Source organism: Gemmatimonadales bacterium, from assembly GCA_036279355.1.
In the GTDB taxonomy this organism is placed as follows: domain Bacteria; phylum Gemmatimonadota; class Gemmatimonadetes; order Gemmatimonadales; family GWC2-71-9; genus DASQPE01.
On the sequence record DASUJH010000051.1, the window covers coordinates 98,604 to 113,302 of the forward strand.

The 14,699-nt window shown below is 71.6% G+C and carries 14 protein-coding genes; 8 read left to right on the forward strand and 6 right to left on the reverse strand.

All coding sequences use genetic code 11. From position 1 onward, the window contains the following. The first annotated feature begins 8 nt into the window (after positions 1 to 8). Complete coding sequence (locus VFW66_13000; GenBank protein ID HEX5387617.1) at positions 9 to 398, forward strand: hypothetical protein; 390 nt, start codon at positions 9 to 11, stop codon at positions 396 to 398. On the opposite strand, the gene VFW66_13005 is transcribed toward VFW66_13000, so the two are convergent. Genes VFW66_13005 through VFW66_13015 form a run of 3 tightly spaced genes read right to left on the reverse strand, consistent with a single transcriptional unit; the run spans position 355 to position 3,451 of the window. Beyond that, positions 355 to 1,227 carry an MBL fold metallo-hydrolase gene (locus tag VFW66_13005; GenBank protein ID HEX5387618.1) on the reverse strand — a complete coding sequence of 291 codons (873 nt, stop codon included), beginning with the start codon at positions 1,225 to 1,227 and terminating at the stop codon, positions 355 to 357. The two genes, VFW66_13000 and VFW66_13005, sit on opposite strands and share 44 nt — an antisense overlap. Beyond that, positions 1,224 to 2,423 (reverse strand): putative sugar nucleotidyl transferase, encoded by a 1,200-nt coding sequence (locus VFW66_13010; protein HEX5387619.1) that lies wholly within the window; start codon positions 2,421 to 2,423, stop codon positions 1,224 to 1,226. The genes VFW66_13005 and VFW66_13010 overlap by 4 nt, the downstream gene beginning before the upstream one ends. Then, positions 2,420 to 3,451, reverse strand: coding sequence for a sugar phosphate nucleotidyltransferase (locus VFW66_13015; protein ID HEX5387620.1), 1,032 nt, complete (start codon positions 3,449 to 3,451; stop codon positions 2,420 to 2,422). The genes VFW66_13010 and VFW66_13015 overlap by 4 nt, the downstream gene beginning before the upstream one ends. A gap of 168 nt (positions 3,452 to 3,619) precedes the next feature. Between VFW66_13015 and VFW66_13020 the strand changes: the two genes are divergently transcribed. The 7 genes from VFW66_13020 (at position 3,620) to gatB (ending at position 12,178) form a co-directional block, all read left to right on the forward strand. Then, complete coding sequence (locus VFW66_13020) at positions 3,620 to 4,177, forward strand: hypothetical protein (protein ID HEX5387621.1); 558 nt, start codon at positions 3,620 to 3,622, stop codon at positions 4,175 to 4,177. 6 nt (positions 4,178 to 4,183) lie between these two features. After that, on the forward strand, positions 4,184 to 5,467 hold the full coding sequence (gene serS / locus VFW66_13025; protein ID HEX5387622.1) for a serine--tRNA ligase: 1,284 nt from the start codon (positions 4,184 to 4,186) through the stop codon (positions 5,465 to 5,467). A 76-nt stretch (positions 5,468 to 5,543) separates the two neighbouring features. Next, on the forward strand, positions 5,544 to 6,758 hold the full coding sequence (locus VFW66_13030; protein ID HEX5387623.1) for a HAMP domain-containing sensor histidine kinase: 1,215 nt from the start codon (positions 5,544 to 5,546) through the stop codon (positions 6,756 to 6,758). After that, on the forward strand, positions 6,755 to 9,052 hold the full coding sequence (locus tag VFW66_13035) for a UvrD-helicase domain-containing protein (protein HEX5387624.1): 2,298 nt from the start codon (positions 6,755 to 6,757) through the stop codon (positions 9,050 to 9,052). The genes VFW66_13030 and VFW66_13035 overlap by 4 nt, the downstream gene beginning before the upstream one ends. After that, positions 9,049 to 9,348 (forward strand): Asp-tRNA(Asn)/Glu-tRNA(Gln) amidotransferase subunit GatC, encoded by a 300-nt coding sequence (locus VFW66_13040; GenBank protein HEX5387625.1) that lies wholly within the window; start codon positions 9,049 to 9,051, stop codon positions 9,346 to 9,348. Before VFW66_13035 ends, VFW66_13040 begins: the two co-directional genes overlap by 4 nt. Further along, the gene (gene gatA, locus VFW66_13045; protein ID HEX5387626.1) at positions 9,345 to 10,751 is read left to right on the forward strand and encodes an Asp-tRNA(Asn)/Glu-tRNA(Gln) amidotransferase subunit GatA; all 1,407 of its coding nucleotides are present in this window, start codon (positions 9,345 to 9,347) and stop codon (positions 10,749 to 10,751) included. The genes VFW66_13040 and gatA overlap by 4 nt, the downstream gene beginning before the upstream one ends. Continuing rightward, positions 10,751 to 12,178: an Asp-tRNA(Asn)/Glu-tRNA(Gln) amidotransferase subunit GatB gene (gatB, locus tag VFW66_13050; protein HEX5387627.1), complete on the forward strand. Its 1,428-nt coding sequence runs from the start codon at positions 10,751 to 10,753 to the stop codon at positions 12,176 to 12,178. Before gatA ends, gatB begins: the two co-directional genes overlap by 1 nt. 1 nt (position 12,179) lies before the next feature. Here the strand turns inward: gatB and VFW66_13055 are convergent, their stop codons facing one another. From VFW66_13055 to VFW66_13065, 3 genes are read right to left on the reverse strand one after another with little or no spacing between them, the layout of a single operon-like run. Further along, on the reverse strand, positions 12,180 to 13,133 hold the full coding sequence (locus VFW66_13055) for a M23 family metallopeptidase (protein HEX5387628.1): 954 nt from the start codon (positions 13,131 to 13,133) through the stop codon (positions 12,180 to 12,182). Positions 13,134 to 13,186: 53 nt separating this feature from the next. Beyond that, the gene (locus tag VFW66_13060) at positions 13,187 to 14,155 is read right to left on the reverse strand and encodes a zinc dependent phospholipase C family protein (protein ID HEX5387629.1); all 969 of its coding nucleotides are present in this window, start codon (positions 14,153 to 14,155) and stop codon (positions 13,187 to 13,189) included. Beyond that, entirely contained in the window at positions 14,152 to 14,637 is a 486-nt protein-coding gene (locus tag VFW66_13065) for a hypothetical protein (GenBank protein HEX5387630.1), read from the reverse strand. Before VFW66_13065 ends, VFW66_13060 begins: the two co-directional genes overlap by 4 nt. Positions 14,638 to 14,699: the final 62 nt, after the last annotated feature.

The window sequence follows — 14,699 nt, forward strand, 5'->3', positions numbered from 1 at the left end:
GGACACGCATGCGACAATCCGCCCTGCTCACCCTTCCACTGCTCATGGTCGCGGCCGCCGCGCCCGCAGCCCGGGCCCAGTCGCCCGGCGTCCTCGGGACCTGGAAGTTCGACCTCAAGCAGGGCGACAAGACCGGTCCCCGCATCGTGATCGTGCGCCCGGACAGCAGTGCCAGCTACGGCACCGAGACCGTTCGCTGGCGAATCAAGGAAGACAGCCTGCTGCTGGCACTTGGGGGCGAGTGGGTGAGCTACCACATGAAGGTGAAAGGGCAACACCTCACGCTCTCCGGCGGCGACCTCACCGAGCCGATCACCTTCGATCGCGTGGGGCCGCCGACGGCGCGCCCCGATTCTATCGCAGTCCCGCCGGATCCCGACAAAGTTCCCGAGTCCTGACCTCCTCCGCAGCACTCGCGGGAGCCGCCGATGCGGGCTGGCCGAGCGTCATCGGCTCCAGCGCTATCGGCCCGAGCGGCTCGTCCTGCGCCGCCACGTACAGCGCGCCCCTGTAGCCCGCGCGCGCGAGCGCCGGCTCGACCTCGGCGCGCGCCACATCCGCGCGGTTGCAGCGCTGGCTCAGATGGGCCAGCACCACGGCCGCAAGGCCCGGATGGCACAGCTCCTCGATCAATTCGGCGCAGGCCCGGTTCGAGAGATGGCCGCCCGACCCGACGATCCGCTGTCGCACGCTCGCCGGATAGCCGCTGGTGCGGAGCAGCACCTCGTCGTGGTTGGCCTCGAGCACGAGTGCCGTGAGCTCGCGCAACAGGTAGCGCACCGCGGCGGTCGGCCGGCCGAGATCATAGGCGACGCCGACGCGGGCACCGTCGATCGCGGTGACCACCACGGCGACCGGCTCCGCCGCGTCGTGGCTCGTGGCGCAGGCCGTCACGGCAAAGGGGCCGGCGCGCACGTCCTCGCCGAAGCGGAGCGGACGAAACATGGCTCGCCGGGCGGCGGCGCCGAGCTGAGCCCAGGTGCCCGAGGCGGTGAGGATCGGCGCCGACAGGCGCTCGGCCAGGCGCGCGGCGCCACAGGCGTGGTCGCCGTGCTCGTGGGTGAGCGCGATCCCGACGACGCCGCCGAGAACAAGTCCCAACGCGCGCGCTCGGCGCTCCACCTCGCGGGCGCTGAAGCCGGCGTCGATGAGCAGTACCGCGCCGTCGCACTCCAGCGCGCAACAGTTGCCGCGCGAGCCCGAGCCCAGCACGTAGAGCCGGCTCATAGTCCGACCATCCGCGCGTAGGTCTCCTGAAGCGATACCCGCCGCTCGGGCGTCATCGCCACCGCGCGGCGCGCCATGACGCGCTCGGCGGTGCGCAGGAATCCCTCTTCCGTCATCCGCTCGCCGCCGAGCCCCCACGCGAAGGGCGCCACGAACCGGGGCACCCCCGCCGCGCCGAATACGTTTGCGCCGGCGGAGACGACGGTGCCGGTTGCGAGCATGGTGCCGATGGCGGTCTTGGCGTGGTCGCCAAAGAAACTGCCGACGTTGAGCCGGGCCGTCTCGATGAGCTGGCCGGCCACCTCGAGCCGCACGGGGCCGTACGTGTTCTTGAGGTTGGAGGTCGTGGTGCCGGCGCCGAGGTTCACCCAGCGGCCCACGACGCTGTCGCCCACGAAGCCGTCGTGGCTCTTGTTGGCGTAGCCGAGAAATGTGCTCGTCTTGATCTCGCCGCGCACGCGGCAGTCGGGCCCGATGGCCGATCCGCCGATCTCGCCGCCCAGCACACGGCTGCCCGGGCCGATCCAGAGCGGCCCCTCGAGGCGCGCGCCGTGGCGCACCTCGGCGCCCGTTTCCACCACGACTGCGCCATGCCGCACGTCGAAGACCACGCCGGGCTCGATCGCGGCCGCGCTCACGCGGATCTGCGCGGGGTCGCCAAACACGACCGCACCGGGCGGGAGCGAATCCGCGCGGTCCGCCGCGTCCGCACAATCCTCTCCGAGAAATCGATCGAGCGCGTCGAGCAGGGAATGAGTGCCCGCGAGCAGCAGGCCGTCGACGGAGGCGGCCGGAGCCGGTGCGGGCTCGCGGGAAGCGGCGAACGCGGCGGACGGCGCGAATTCTTCGCCGGCGGGTACGACCCACCCGATCGTCGTCCCGGCGTGCTCGAGCCGCCGTGTGTCGGGCGCGAGATCGAGCGGCTTCCCGCCTGCCGGCGCCGCCGGCGCGAACCAGCTCGCGGCCACGATGGCGGGGCCCGGCACCGGGCGCGCTGTGCACGGCGGCTCATTATCCTCGCGGAACCCGGCGCAGTGGTTTCCGACAATGCTCGTCGCGCGCACGCCGAGCGCTCGCTCCCAGCGCTCGCGAATGCGCCACCGGCCGGCGCGAAGCTCCGCGATCGGCCGCACGCCGGCGAACGGCGCCCACGCCGCGCCGGGCGCGGGCGGCTCGAGCAGATGGAGCGCCCTCACCCCGGCACGTCGCGCACGGAGGGTGGCAGGGCGTCGAGCAGGCGCTTCATGTCGGCCGCGCGCTCGCGCGGCATGACGAGCACGCGGCCGCGGGCCTGCACCACGATCAGGTCCTTCACGCCGTTCAGCACCACGGTATCCCGCTCGGCCCAGACGACGTTGTCGCGCGCATCGTGCGCCACCGCCTCGCCCACGAGCACGTTCCCGCTCGCGTCCCGGGGCCGCACGCGCGCGAGCGCCTCCCAGGTTCCGACGTCGTCCCACGCGAACGCGCCGCGCACCACGGCGACCGCATCGCTGCGCTCGAGCAGGCCCACGTCAATCGACACCGGCGTCACCCCGTGAAAGAACGCCGCGGCGTCACGCCGGCGGAGCGCCGCGAGATGCGGCGCGATTTCCGGAGTGCGGCGCGCGATCTCACCGAGCAATCGCGCCGCCGTCCAGGCGAAGAGTCCGCTGTTCCAGAGCGCCCCGTCCGCCATGAGGTCGAGCGCCGCTGCCGCGTCCGGCTTTTCGACGAAGCGCGCCACCGTCCACACGCCTGCCGCAAGCTCGGAGCCCGGCACGATGTAGCCGAAACCCGTCTCGGGCCGCGAAGGCACCATGCCCACGGTGATCAGTCGATCCTGCTCGCGCGCGGCCGTGAGCGCGGCAGCGGCGGTGCGGCGGAACGCCGGTTCGTCGCCCACCGCCCAATCGGCGTGCAGCGAGAGCACCTCGGCGTCGGGATCGCGCTGCGCCGCCTCCCACGTCGCCCAGACGAGCGCGGGGCCGGTCGACGCGGCGCGCGGCTCGATGAGCACATTGGCCGGATCGAGACGAAGCCGTTCTTGGAGCCGGGGTGCCAGCGCGGAACCGGTGACGAGCAGCACGCGCTCGCGCGGAACCAGGCCCTCCAGGCGATCGACCGCGGCTTCCGCGGTCGACCGAGGACCGGTGAGCGGAAGCAGTTGTTTGGGATGATCGGGTGTGCTGAGCGGCCAGAAGCGGGTGCCCGACCCGCCGGCCAGGATGACCGCCCATCTCATGAATGCGCCAGGCGCAGCAATGCCGGAGACATGGATGGCGGGTCCTCGTGCCTGGGAGGGGGGAGTCGTGCGCCGAGCGCCCGCGCAACGTAGGGGACCGCCGTGGGTGAAGTCAAGCAATGACGGCGGGTTGACCCCCTCTTACGCGAGCCTTAACCTTCCGGCCTCATGCGTCGATTTGTCGTGGTCGGTGTGCTCGCGCTATCCGCCGGTGTCGCCGGAGGCTGCGGCGGCAGTCCGTTTGGCGACGCGGCGATCGCAAATGCGGTGGACACGGTCGTGCTGAGTGCGCTCGTGGGAACGCCGCTCAACAGTCCGAGCGGATACTCGGTGGCCGACGCGGCGGCCGTCCGCACCGACCAGTCGGCGGGCTTCGACTTCGTCTTCAACATCGACAATTCGGGGAGCCCGGTGTTTCTCCCGCTCGCGGTCATCGGCCTCACGAGCAGCACGGCGCCTCCGGGCCTCCTTCCGACCGACGATCAGTTCGCCGACATCAGGGAGGCGCCGCTCAACGGATACGTGACGTTTGACACGGTCCATATTGCCGTCGGCCAACGCTACGTGATCCGTGGACGAATCGTCTGCACTGTGCTCGGTGTTCCGCATTATGGAAAGCTCCACGTCCTGGGGATCAACCCGACGGAGCGGACCGTGACCTTTGAGGTGCTCGCCAACCAGAACTGCGGCTTCCGCAGCCTCGTCCCCGGCTTACCCGAGGACTGAGGGGCCGTGCTCGACCTCAAGCGGCTCCGGCAGGATCCGGAGGCCGGGCATGCCGGTCTCGCGCGGCGGCTCGACCCATCGCTCGGTCCCCAACTCGATACCGTGCTGGCACTCGACCGACGCTGGCGCGACGAGCTGGCGCGCCTGGAGTCGCTCACCGCCGAGCGGAACGCGGCGAGCGAAGAGGTGGCGCGCCGCAAGCGGAACCGGGAGCCGGCGGACGACTTGCTCTCCCGGCTCAAGGCTTCCGGCGAAGAAGAGCGCGCACTCAAGGCTCGCGTGCGCGAGCTCGAGGCCGAGCGCGATGCGGTCCTCCTCGTGCTGCCCAACATTCCCCTGGCCCAGGTGCCCGCGGGCGACGCGTCGGCCAACACGGTGGTCCGTACCTGGGGCGCGCCGTGCCACCTGGGCTTTGCACCGCGGCCGCACTGGGAGCTGGCCGCTGCGCTCGACATCCTCGATCTCGCCGCCGGGGCCAAGATTGCCGGCTCCGGATTTCCGCTCTTCCGCGGGCTCGGCGCGCGGCTCGTGCGCGGGCTCGGCGCGTTCATGCTCGACCTCCACACGGCCGATCACGGGTACGTGGAGGTGTCGCCACCGCTCCTCGCGAACCGCGCCTCGCTCGTCGGCACCGGCCAACTGCCCAAGTTTGCCGACGAGCTCTACACCGTGCCGTCGGACGATCTCTTTCTCATTTCCACCGCCGAGGTGCCGGTCACCAACATTCATCGCGACGACATTCTCGACGGCGCGCGTCTGCCGATCGCGTATGTCGCCTGCACGCCCTGCTTCCGCCGCGAGGCCGGCGCGCACGGGAAGGACACCCGCGGACTCATCCGGGTGCATCAGTTCGACAAAGTGGAGCTGGTGCGGTTCTGCCGTCCCGAGGAGTCCGAGGCGGAGCACCAGCGGATCACCGCGCACGCGGAGGCGGTGCTCAGGCGGCTCGGCCTGCACTATCGCGTGGTCGACCTCGCCGCGGGCGACCTGGGGCACGCGAGCGCGCACACCTACGACCTCGAGCTCTGGGCGCCGGGCGTGGGCGCGTGGCTCGAGGTGTCGAGCGCGAGCACGTTCACCGACTACCAAGCGCGCCGGTCCAACATCCGCTATCGCCCGGAGCCGGGTGGGCGGCCGGAGTTCGTGCACACATTGAACGCATCGGGCGTCGCATTCCCGCGGCTCATCATCGCCCTGCTTGAGACCGGGCAGCAGGCGGACGGATCGGTGCGCCTGCCTGACGCGCTGGTGCCGTATGTCGGCGTCGACCGGATCGAGCGGCGCGGGTAGCGGCGCCGGGGCCCGCGCGGAAAGCGGCGGGACCGGCCGCACCGGCGGCGGGGCCACGAGCCGCCCCTCCGGCTCCGTGCCGGCGCCCGGCGCGCATGGCGTACCGAGCGCCCGACCGCGCGCGCCGCGGCGCCGGTTCGAGCGCATTGCGCCGGTGGTGGTCGTGGTGCTCGTGGCGGTGCTCGCGGGCTTGAGCCTCGGCACCGGCTGGCTCGTGGTGCGGCACTTCCAGAGCGATGCCGATGCGACGAGCCGGATCTACTCCGACGTCTTCACCGGCCTCAACAGCCCGCGCCCCGGCGCGGAGACCGACGCGCTCCTGGCGCTCGGCGCCCAGGTGCGGCGGCTCGGCATGCCGCTCGTCGTCACCGACGCGTCGGGGCAGGTGACCGCGTACGACAACCTGCCGTTCGGGGTCACCTCGCTCGACGACCCGCGCATGCGGGACTTCATCGGGCGCCTCGACCGCGAAAACCCGCCGATCTCCGATTCGCTCATCGGGACCGTGCATTACGGCGCCATGCCGGCCCGCTTTCATCTCACCGCGCTCATCCTGCTCCAGGCGCTCACCATCGTGGTGATGGTGGGTGTCGCGGTCTTCGCCTATCGGAGCGCCATGGACGCGCAGCGCGATCGGCTCTGGGTTGCCATGGCGCGCGAGGCGGCGCACCAGATGGGCACGCCGCTCACGAGCCTCCAGGGCTGGATCGAGCGCATCCGCTCAATGCCCGATCCGCCGCCCGGCATGGCCGAATATCTCGCGGCCGACGCCGAGCGGCTCGACCGGGTGGCGCGCCGGTTCGAGCGCATCGGCAATCCGGCGGCGCGCGAGTCGATTGGCCTCGGCGCCCTGGCCGACCGCGTGGCCGGCTACTTCCGGCCTCGCCTTCCGAAGTGGGCCAATCAGATCACGCTCAGAGTAGAAGCGCCGGGCGCCGGCCCCACCGTCCTGGGCGATCCCGTGCTGCTCGAGTGGGCGCTCGAGGCGCTGGTGAAGAACGCCATCGACGCGCTGCAAGGGCGTTCGGGGACGATTATCCTCCGGGTGGAGAGCGACCCGCGCAGCGCTGCGATCCGCGTGGTCGACGACGGACCCGGCGTCCCGAAGGAAATCCGGCGCGATATCTTCGAGCCCGGCATCAGCACGAAGCGGGGCGGTTGGGGCATCGGCCTGGCACTTTCGCGCCGCGTGGTCGAGGAGGCGCACCACGGCGAGCTCACGCTCGAGCCGGTGGAGAAGGGGACCTGCTTTCTGATTCGGATTCCGCTGGACGAGACGGCCGACGCATGACCGACGTAGGCGACGTCCGCCAAGTGGCCAGCTGGGAGCGGGGGCTCAATTCCGCCCAGCGCGACGCGGTCGAGCACGTGGAAGGCCCGATGCTCGTCCTGGCCGGTGCGGGGTCGGGGAAGACTCGCGTGCTCACGTCCCGCATCGCAAGTCTCATCGAGCGGCACGGCGTGCCGCCCGACCGCATCTTCGCGGTGACCTTCACCAATAAGGCCGCGGGAGAAATGAAGGAGCGGATCGGGCGCCTGCTCGCGCGCGATCCGTCAGGGCTCTGGATCGGCACCTTTCACGCGCTCTCCGCCCGGCTGCTCCGGCGCGAGGCCGAGCTGCTCGGCTTCACCCGCAACTTCACCATTTATGACGAGGACGACCGCCTGTCCCTGGTGAAGCGGCTGCTCGACCAGGCCGGCCACCCGCCGCGGCTCTTTCCGCCCCGCGCCATCGTCGGCCTCATGTCGAACGCGAAGAACCGGATGGTCGCGCCGGCAGACCTCGCGCGGAACGCCCCGTTCGATCGCGTGGCGCAGGTGGCGGCCGAAATCTACGCGGCGATGGGCCCGGCACTCCGCTCGGCCAACGCGATGGACTTCGACGACCTGCTCCTGCATCCGCTGGCACTCTTCGATGCGCACCCCGACCGGCTCGCGGCCTGGCAGCGGCGGTTCAGCTTCGTGCTGGTCGACGAGTTTCAGGACACGAACCGCGCCCAGTACCTGCTGGTGCGTGCCCTCGGCGCCCACGGCAACGTGTTCGTGGTGGGAGACGACGACCAGTCGATCTATGGTTGGCGGGGCGCGGAGGTGCGCAACATGCGCGAATTCGAGCGGGACTTTCCGAGCGCGCGCCTCGTGCGGCTGGAAGAGAACTACCGCTCCACGCAGGTGATCCTCGACGCGGCAAACGGCGTCATCGCCGAAAACAGCGGGCGCATCGGCAAGACGCTCCGGACCCGGCGCGCCGGGGGCGACGCCGTGACGCTCGTGGCCGCCGCCGACGAGCGCGACGAGGCCGAGTGGATCGTGCGCGAGCTGGAGCGCCGCGCCGCCGCCGGCGAGCACGGCTACCGCGAGATGGCCGTGCTCTACCGCACCAACGCGCAGAGCCGCGCGTTCGAGGACGCCTTCCGGCGCGCGGGCGTGCCGTACCGGCTGATCGGCGCAATCAGCTTCTACGAGCGGCGCGAGGTGAAGGACCTGCTCGCCTATCTCCGGCTCATCGCGAATCCGGCGGACGACGAGGCCTTTCTGCGTGCCGTCGCCGTGCCCAAGCGCGGCATCGGCGACACCAGCACCGCGACGGTGGCGAGCGCCGCGGCGCAGTGGGGCCGGCCGCTGCTCGAGACCGCGCGCATCGCCGACCGCGTGTCCGATCTCCGGCCCAACGCGCGCGACGCCCTCCGCCGGTTTGCCGAGCTGATCGATACGCTCGCCGCACGGTTTGCCGGGCTCGCCCCCGCGGCGCTGCTGGAGCAGCTCATCGCGGCGCTCGACTACGAGACCGTGCTGCTGGCCGAGGGACCCGAGGGTGCCGAGCGGTGGGAGAACGTGCGTGAGCTCATCGCGAGCGCGGCGGAGTGGTCGGAGGTCGTCACGGCGGATGCAGACGTGGACGCCACTCCCCTCGAGCGCTTTCTTGCGGAAGCGGCACTGGTGAGCGCGCCGGACAAGATCACCGGCGCGGCCGACGGCATCACTCTCATGACGCTGCATACGGCCAAGGGCCTCGAGTGGCCCGTCGTGGTGCTGGCCGGGTTGGAGCACGGTCTCTTTCCGCTTGCGCGCGCGGCCGAGGAGCCGGATGGAATGGAGGAGGAACGCCGGCTCTGCTACGTGGGACTAACCCGCGCCAAGGACAAGCTCTATCTCACCTGGGCCCGCGCCCGGCGCCGCGGAGGCGAGCTCAGGCCCGGTGTGCCGTCGTCGTTCCTGCGCGCGCTCCCGCCCGCCATCGTGGACGAGCGGCGCACCAACGCGCTTTGGGCGCCGGGCTGGGATGTCGGCCTTCGCGGGCGGGGGGCGCGCTCGGCGGCGTCGGGCGGCACGGCGGCGTTTCGTGCCCGCGCCGGCGACATTGCGCCGGCCGAGGCCGCCGCGGAGGAGGCCTCGCAGGACACGCCGCGGTACGTGAAGGGCGAGCGCGTGCGCCACCGCCGCTTCGGCAGCGGCACCATCCGGGGGCTCTCGGGCGGCGGGAAGAACCTCAAGGTCGAAGTCGCGTTTGATGACCCGGAGGTCGGCGTGAAGCAACTGCTCGTCGCCTACGCCGGCCTCGAGCGCGAATGGGAAAGCGCGTGACGATCACACGCGACGATCTGCTCCACGTGGCCCGGTTGGCCGAGCTTGCAGTGCCCGAGCCCGACGTGCCGCGGCTCGTTTCGCAGCTCGGCGAGATCGTGGACTACGTCGCGCGCCTGGGCGAGGTGCCGGCCACCGACCATGCGGCGCCGTACCTCGCCGGCCCGGCGGAGGTGCGCCTTCGCGCCGACGAGGTGAATCCGGTGCCGCTCGCGCGCCCGCCCGCCGCCATGGCCCCGGAGTTCGTCGACGGCTTCTTCATCGTACCCCGCATGGGCGCGATGGAGGGGTCGTGACCGGCGCGCCGGCCGCGCCACGCGCTACGGACGTCGCGCGCGAGGTCGCGCGAAAGCTTCGCGAGGCGCGCCCGCTCAATGCCACGCTTCACTGGTCGGACGAGCTGCTGGACGCCGAGGCGCGACGGGTAGATGCAATGCCGGCGCCGGGGCCGCTCGCCGCGGTGCCACTCGCGCTGAAGGACAACATCGCCACCACCGAGCAGCCCACCACCTGCGCCTCGCGCATCCTCGAAGGCTACGTCTCGCCCTACAACGCCACCGTCGTCGAGCGACTGCGCGCGGCGGGCGCCATGGTGGCGTGCAAGAGCAACATGGACGAGTTCGCGATGGGCTCATCCACCGAGCATTCGGCATTCGGGCGCGTGCGCCATCCGCTCGACCCGGCGCGCGTGCCGGGTGGCTCCTCCGGCGGCTCGGCCGCGCTCGTGGCGGCGGGCGCCGTCGCCGCGGCCCTTGGATCGGAGACCGGCGGCTCCGTGCGCCAGCCGGCCAGTTTCTGCGGCGTGGTCGGCGTCAAGCCGAGCTACGGCCGTGTGAGCCGCTGGGGGCTCGTGGCGTTCGGCTCCTCGCTCGACTGCATTTCGGTGTTCGGCCGCACGGTGGCGGACGCGGCGCGGGTGCTGAGCGTCATGAGCGGCCCCGATCCGCTCGACGCCACCACCGTCGACCGGCCGCCGATGCCGATGCCCTCACCGCGGGCGGATCTGCGCGGCGTGCGGGTCGGCCTCCCGCGCGAGTATTTCCCCGCCGATCTCGACCCCGGCGTGCGCGCGGGCATCGAGCGCGCCGAACGGGCCCTCCGGGAGCTGGGCGCCGAGCTGGTGGAGGTGTCGCTGCCACATTCGCCGTACACGGTGCCGACCTACTACATCATCAACCCCGCCGAGGCGGCGGCGAACCTCGCGCGCTACGACGGCGTGCGCTACGGCCGGCGCCGCGTCGGGCCGGAAGGCGACCTCCGCGCGCTCTACCGCGCCACCCGCGGCGAGGGCTTCGGCGCGGAGGTGAAGCGCCGCATCCTCACCGGCACCTACGTGCTGAGCGCGGGCTACTATGACGCCTACTATCGCAAGGCGCAGCAGGTGCGGGCGCTCCTGGCCCGGGACTTCGAGCGCGCCTTCGCGCCCGGCGGCGTGCACTTCCTGCTCACGCCCACGACGCCCACCACCGCGTTCCGCGCCGGTGAGAAGGTCGACGATCCGGTCCAGATGTACCTGGCCGACGTGTTCGTCTGCGGGATCAGCCTTGTAGGCCTGCCGGCGTTGAGCCTTCCGGTTGGTCGGGATGCGGGGCTCCCGATCGGCGGGCAGCTCATCGCGCCGCCATTTGCCGACGCGGCGCTGCTGAGCGTCGCGATGACGCTCGAGCGGGTGCTCGACGGCACGGCGGAGGTGCGCTGATGGCGTGGGAGGTGGTGATCGGCCTCGAGGTGCACGTCCAGCTTCTCACCCGGAGTAAAATGTTCTGCGGCTGCGCCAACCGCTTCGGCGATCGGCCCAACACCAACGTCTGCCCGATCTGCCTCGGCCTGCCGGGCGCGCTCCCGGTGCCGAACGCCGAAGCCGTCCGCCTCGCCGCGCGGGCGGCGCTCGCTCTGGGCTGCACCGTGCACGAGGCGAGCGTGTTTGCGCGGAAAAACTACTTCTATCCCGACCTCCCCAAGGGCTACCAGATCTCGCAGTTCGACGTCCCGCTCGCCACGCGCGGCGCGGTGGCGCTCGAATCGCCGGAGCGCGGCCGCATCGTGTGCGGCGTCACCCGGCTGCACGTGGAGGAGGATGCGGGCAAGCTGCTGCACGACCGGATCTCCGGAAAAACCGCCGTGGACCTGAACCGCGCGGGCACGCCGCTCGTCGAAATCGTGAGCGAGCCCGACCTCCGGAGCCCAGCGGAGGCGCGGGAGTATCTCCGAATGCTGCGCCAGATCCTGCTCTACACCGGAGTGAGCGACTGCAATATGGAAGAGGGAAGTCTCCGGGTGGACGCCAACATCTCCATCCGGCGGCCGGGGAGCGCCGCGCTCGGCGTCAAGTGCGAGCTCAAGAACCTGAACAGCTTCGCCAACGTGGAGCGCGCGCTCGAGGCGGAGCGCGACCGCCAGATGGCACTCATGGACCGCGGCGAGCGCGTGGTGCAGAGCACGCTCCTCTTCAACGCGGCGTCGGGGCAGGTAAAGCTCATGCGCTCGAAGGAAGAGAGCCACGACTACCGCTACTTTCCCGATCCCGACTTGCCGCCGCTGGTGCTCGTGCCCGCCTGGATCGCCGATCGCGAGGCCGAGCTACCCGAGCTGCCGGAGACCAAGCGCGCGCGCCTCGTCTCGGCGTACGCGGTCTCGCCGTATCACGCGGGCCAGCTCGCCGCCGAGCGCCCCATCGCCGATTACTTCGAAGCCGTCGTCGCCGCCGGCGCCGAGCCGAAGGACGCGGTCCGCTGGGTGCTGGGCGACGTGATTGCGGGCTACAACGAGAGCGGACAGTTCGCCGTGGCGCCCGCGCGGCTCGTCGCCCTCATCCGGCTGGAGACCGAAGGCACTGTGAGCGGCCAGGCGGCGAGGAAAATCTTCCCCGAACTTGCCGCCGACCCCGCGGCGGACGCGCGGGCCGTGGCCGAGCGCATGGGCCTCGTCCAGTTACGCGATCAGGATGCGCTCGGGAGGCTGGTGGACGAGGTACTGAGCGCCCACCCGGCCGAGGTGCAGCGCTTCCGCTCCGGCGAAGACAAGCTGATGGGTTTCTTCGTGGGACAGGTCATGAAGCGGAGTCAGGGCAAGGCCGATCCGAAGGGTGTCCAGCCCGTGCTGGCGCGTAAGCTCCAGGAACGCTGAGCTACGGTTCGGGCGGCAGCCGGAGCAGGCTCATCGGATCGACGTTGATCTCACCATAGCGCGCAATCCAGTGGAGGTGCGGACCGGTAGCGCGCCCGCTCCGGCCGACGCGCCCGATGATCTGACCCCGCCGCACCGTGTCGCCCGCGGCAACCTCGGCGCGGCTCAGGTGGAAGTAGCCGGTCGTGAGCCCGCCGCCGTGATCGATGTACACGGCATTCCCCGCCAGGTAGAGCTTCGCCACCAGGGCGACGACGCCGTCGTTCGCCGCGCGCACCGGCGCGCCCACCTTGCCGGCGAAGTCGGCGCCCATGTGGCGCGTCAGCACGTCGCCGTTGAGCTCGCGCGCCGTGCCGAACCGGCTGGTGACGCGCCCAGGGCGCGGCGCCGCGAACCGTCGCTGCCAGAGCCGGGGCGTCTGGTGCGCATTCCGCCCAAGCGCATGCGCCTCGGCCACCTCGTCGGCCACGCGCGCGGCAGCCGCACTGTCGGGCCGGGCGAATTGCGGGGCGACGGTGAGCCGCTCACGCCGGTAGTTGCCGTCGCGCAGGGTGAGCGCCAGCACCGTGGTGTCGGCGGATGATGCGGTGGCGGCCCCGGCCCTGTGGCGATGCGCGACGAGTGTCACTTCGAGGGCGGCGCTCGCGGAGTCCGTGTCGTCGATTGGAGCGGCCACGAGCGCCGCGAACGATCCGTCCCGCCGGCGCTCGAAGTGGAGCGGCTCGCCGGCCGCCATGGCGGTGAGCGAGTCGATGTGCGCAGCGCCCGGTGCCGGGTGCACGAGCAGGCGGCCTAGCGAGCCGCGGACAAGGTGCGCGGGCTCGCTGGTGATCTCGAGTGCGCTCCCCCCGACCGACTCGTCGGCCTCCGGTGCCGCGGGCGACTGCGCCGCGAGCGACTGCGCCGCGGGCGACTGCGCCGCGGGCGAGCGCCCGGCGGCTGCGAGCCCGATCACCCACGCGAATGCGCGGACACGGGGGAATACCTCTGCGCGCCTCTGCCGCGCGCTCACTCGTCCGAAGCCGCGAGCAACTTATCAGGGGGAAGTCGTCCGCCGGGCTCGCGCCACGCCAGCCGCTCGGACCGAGTGGGCCAGTGCACCAGCGCGCGCGCGGGCAGCCCGAACTGCTCCTCCGCCAACTCGGCGAGCCGTTCCCGGTCGCGCCGCCCCCACTCGCGGAGCGCGCGCCGGCGGTGGGCCTTGGCGGTGGCGAGCGGCACTTCGCCCGACGGGTCGAGGTGCCTCGCCTCCGCGTTCGCATCGGCCAACACGCCAATCACGAGATCGTAGGCCAGCGCGAGATGCCGCTCGACGTCGGTGTCGCTCAGGTCCCAGCGGCTCACCTCGCGCGCCGTCCGCGCGGCGCGCTGCCAGCTATCGGTGTCGGTGAGCCGCACCATGCCGCGGAAGAGTCGCCGGTTGGTCCGCACGCTGAAGATCGTGGGCGCGATGATCCGATCGAGGTGCGCGTCGGCGCGCCCATGGTCCCGGATGATTACGTCGCGTGCCGTCCGCGCGTACGCGTCGCCCAGGTGCACCTCGACGCGGGTCTCCCAGTACGAGTGACCGAACGATGCCGTGCTGCTCGTGAGCATCAGTTGCCGCGGCACGAAGTAGTTATGGGCGACGGTATCGGCGGCGAGATGCGCGAGATAGCCGAGCCCGAACGCCCTGAGCGATTCGGTGGGGGCCAGGTCATAGATCTCCTGGCCCACGTGCCAGAAATGCGAGTGCCGCCCCACCGGCGCGTAGCGCTTGGCGATCGACGAGTCCGCGGCGATGCTCCCGTAGAGAAAGTCGTAGGGAAAGGAGCTGAGCAGGGCGGCGATGGGGGAAGGGAGCTGGGTGAGGTTGGCGAGGATCGACTCGCCGAGGTAGATGTGCGTGCCCGGCGTCCATGCATGAGCCGCGGGCGGCAGCACCAGGCACGCGACTCCGACGACGCCGAGCGCCAGCGCGAAGCGGGCGAGCTTCATCGCCGGCCGGCGACCATCAGCCGGCGCACCCGGCCCAGCACGCCGTTGCCGCGGCGGATGGAGCGGAGCGTCGCCGCGACGTCGAGGGCGGTGTCTTCTACTTCGTCGTGTACCACCTCATACAGCGCCTCCAGCTCCTCCATTCGCTCCTGCAGCCGGTCGGCGCCGCGCGTCACCTGCCGCCGGAGCCGCTTGCCCGTCTGTGCAAAGGCGCCCGCCTCCTGTCGCACCAGCAGCAGCAGGTCTTGACCTTGCTCGGTGAGCCGACGCACGCCGGTGAGCGTCCGGCTCACGTCGTCCTGCACGCCATCCACCACCGTGCTTGCGCGGCGAATGGGGCCCGCGACTTTGGCCAGAAGGACGAGCACGCCGAACGCGATCGCGAGGAACGCCAGCGCCACCACCGCCAGCGAGATTGCTACCATCGGACCAACCCAGCCCGGCATCGCCGCCGCAACCTGCCAGAGCCCGTGCATCGCCATATGTTCTCCCTCCCGTGCGTTCCAGACAACATAACGCGCTGCGTGCCATCTCCGCTTGACGC

Excerpts from the sequence above, each read along its gene's own strand:
- VFW66_13000 (HEX5387617.1), top strand. The coding sequence starts at position 9 with ATGCGACAATCCGCCCTGCTCACCCTTCCACTGCTCATGGTCGCGGCC.
- VFW66_13005 (HEX5387618.1), bottom strand. The coding sequence starts at position 1,227 with ATGAGCCGGCTCTACGTGCTGGGCTCGGGCTCGCGCGGCAACTGTTGC.
- VFW66_13015 (HEX5387620.1), bottom strand. The coding sequence starts at position 3,451 with ATGAGATGGGCGGTCATCCTGGCCGGCGGGTCGGGCACCCGCTTCTGG.
- VFW66_13020 (HEX5387621.1), top strand. The coding sequence starts at position 3,620 with ATGCGTCGATTTGTCGTGGTCGGTGTGCTCGCGCTATCCGCCGGTGTC.
- VFW66_13035 (HEX5387624.1), top strand. The coding sequence starts at position 6,755 with ATGACCGACGTAGGCGACGTCCGCCAAGTGGCCAGCTGGGAGCGGGGG.
- gatB (HEX5387627.1), top strand. The coding sequence starts at position 10,751 with ATGGCGTGGGAGGTGGTGATCGGCCTCGAGGTGCACGTCCAGCTTCTC.
- VFW66_13060 (HEX5387629.1), bottom strand. The coding sequence starts at position 14,155 with ATGAAGCTCGCCCGCTTCGCGCTGGCGCTCGGCGTCGTCGGAGTCGCG.
- VFW66_13065 (HEX5387630.1), bottom strand. The coding sequence starts at position 14,637 with ATGGCGATGCACGGGCTCTGGCAGGTTGCGGCGGCGATGCCGGGCTGG.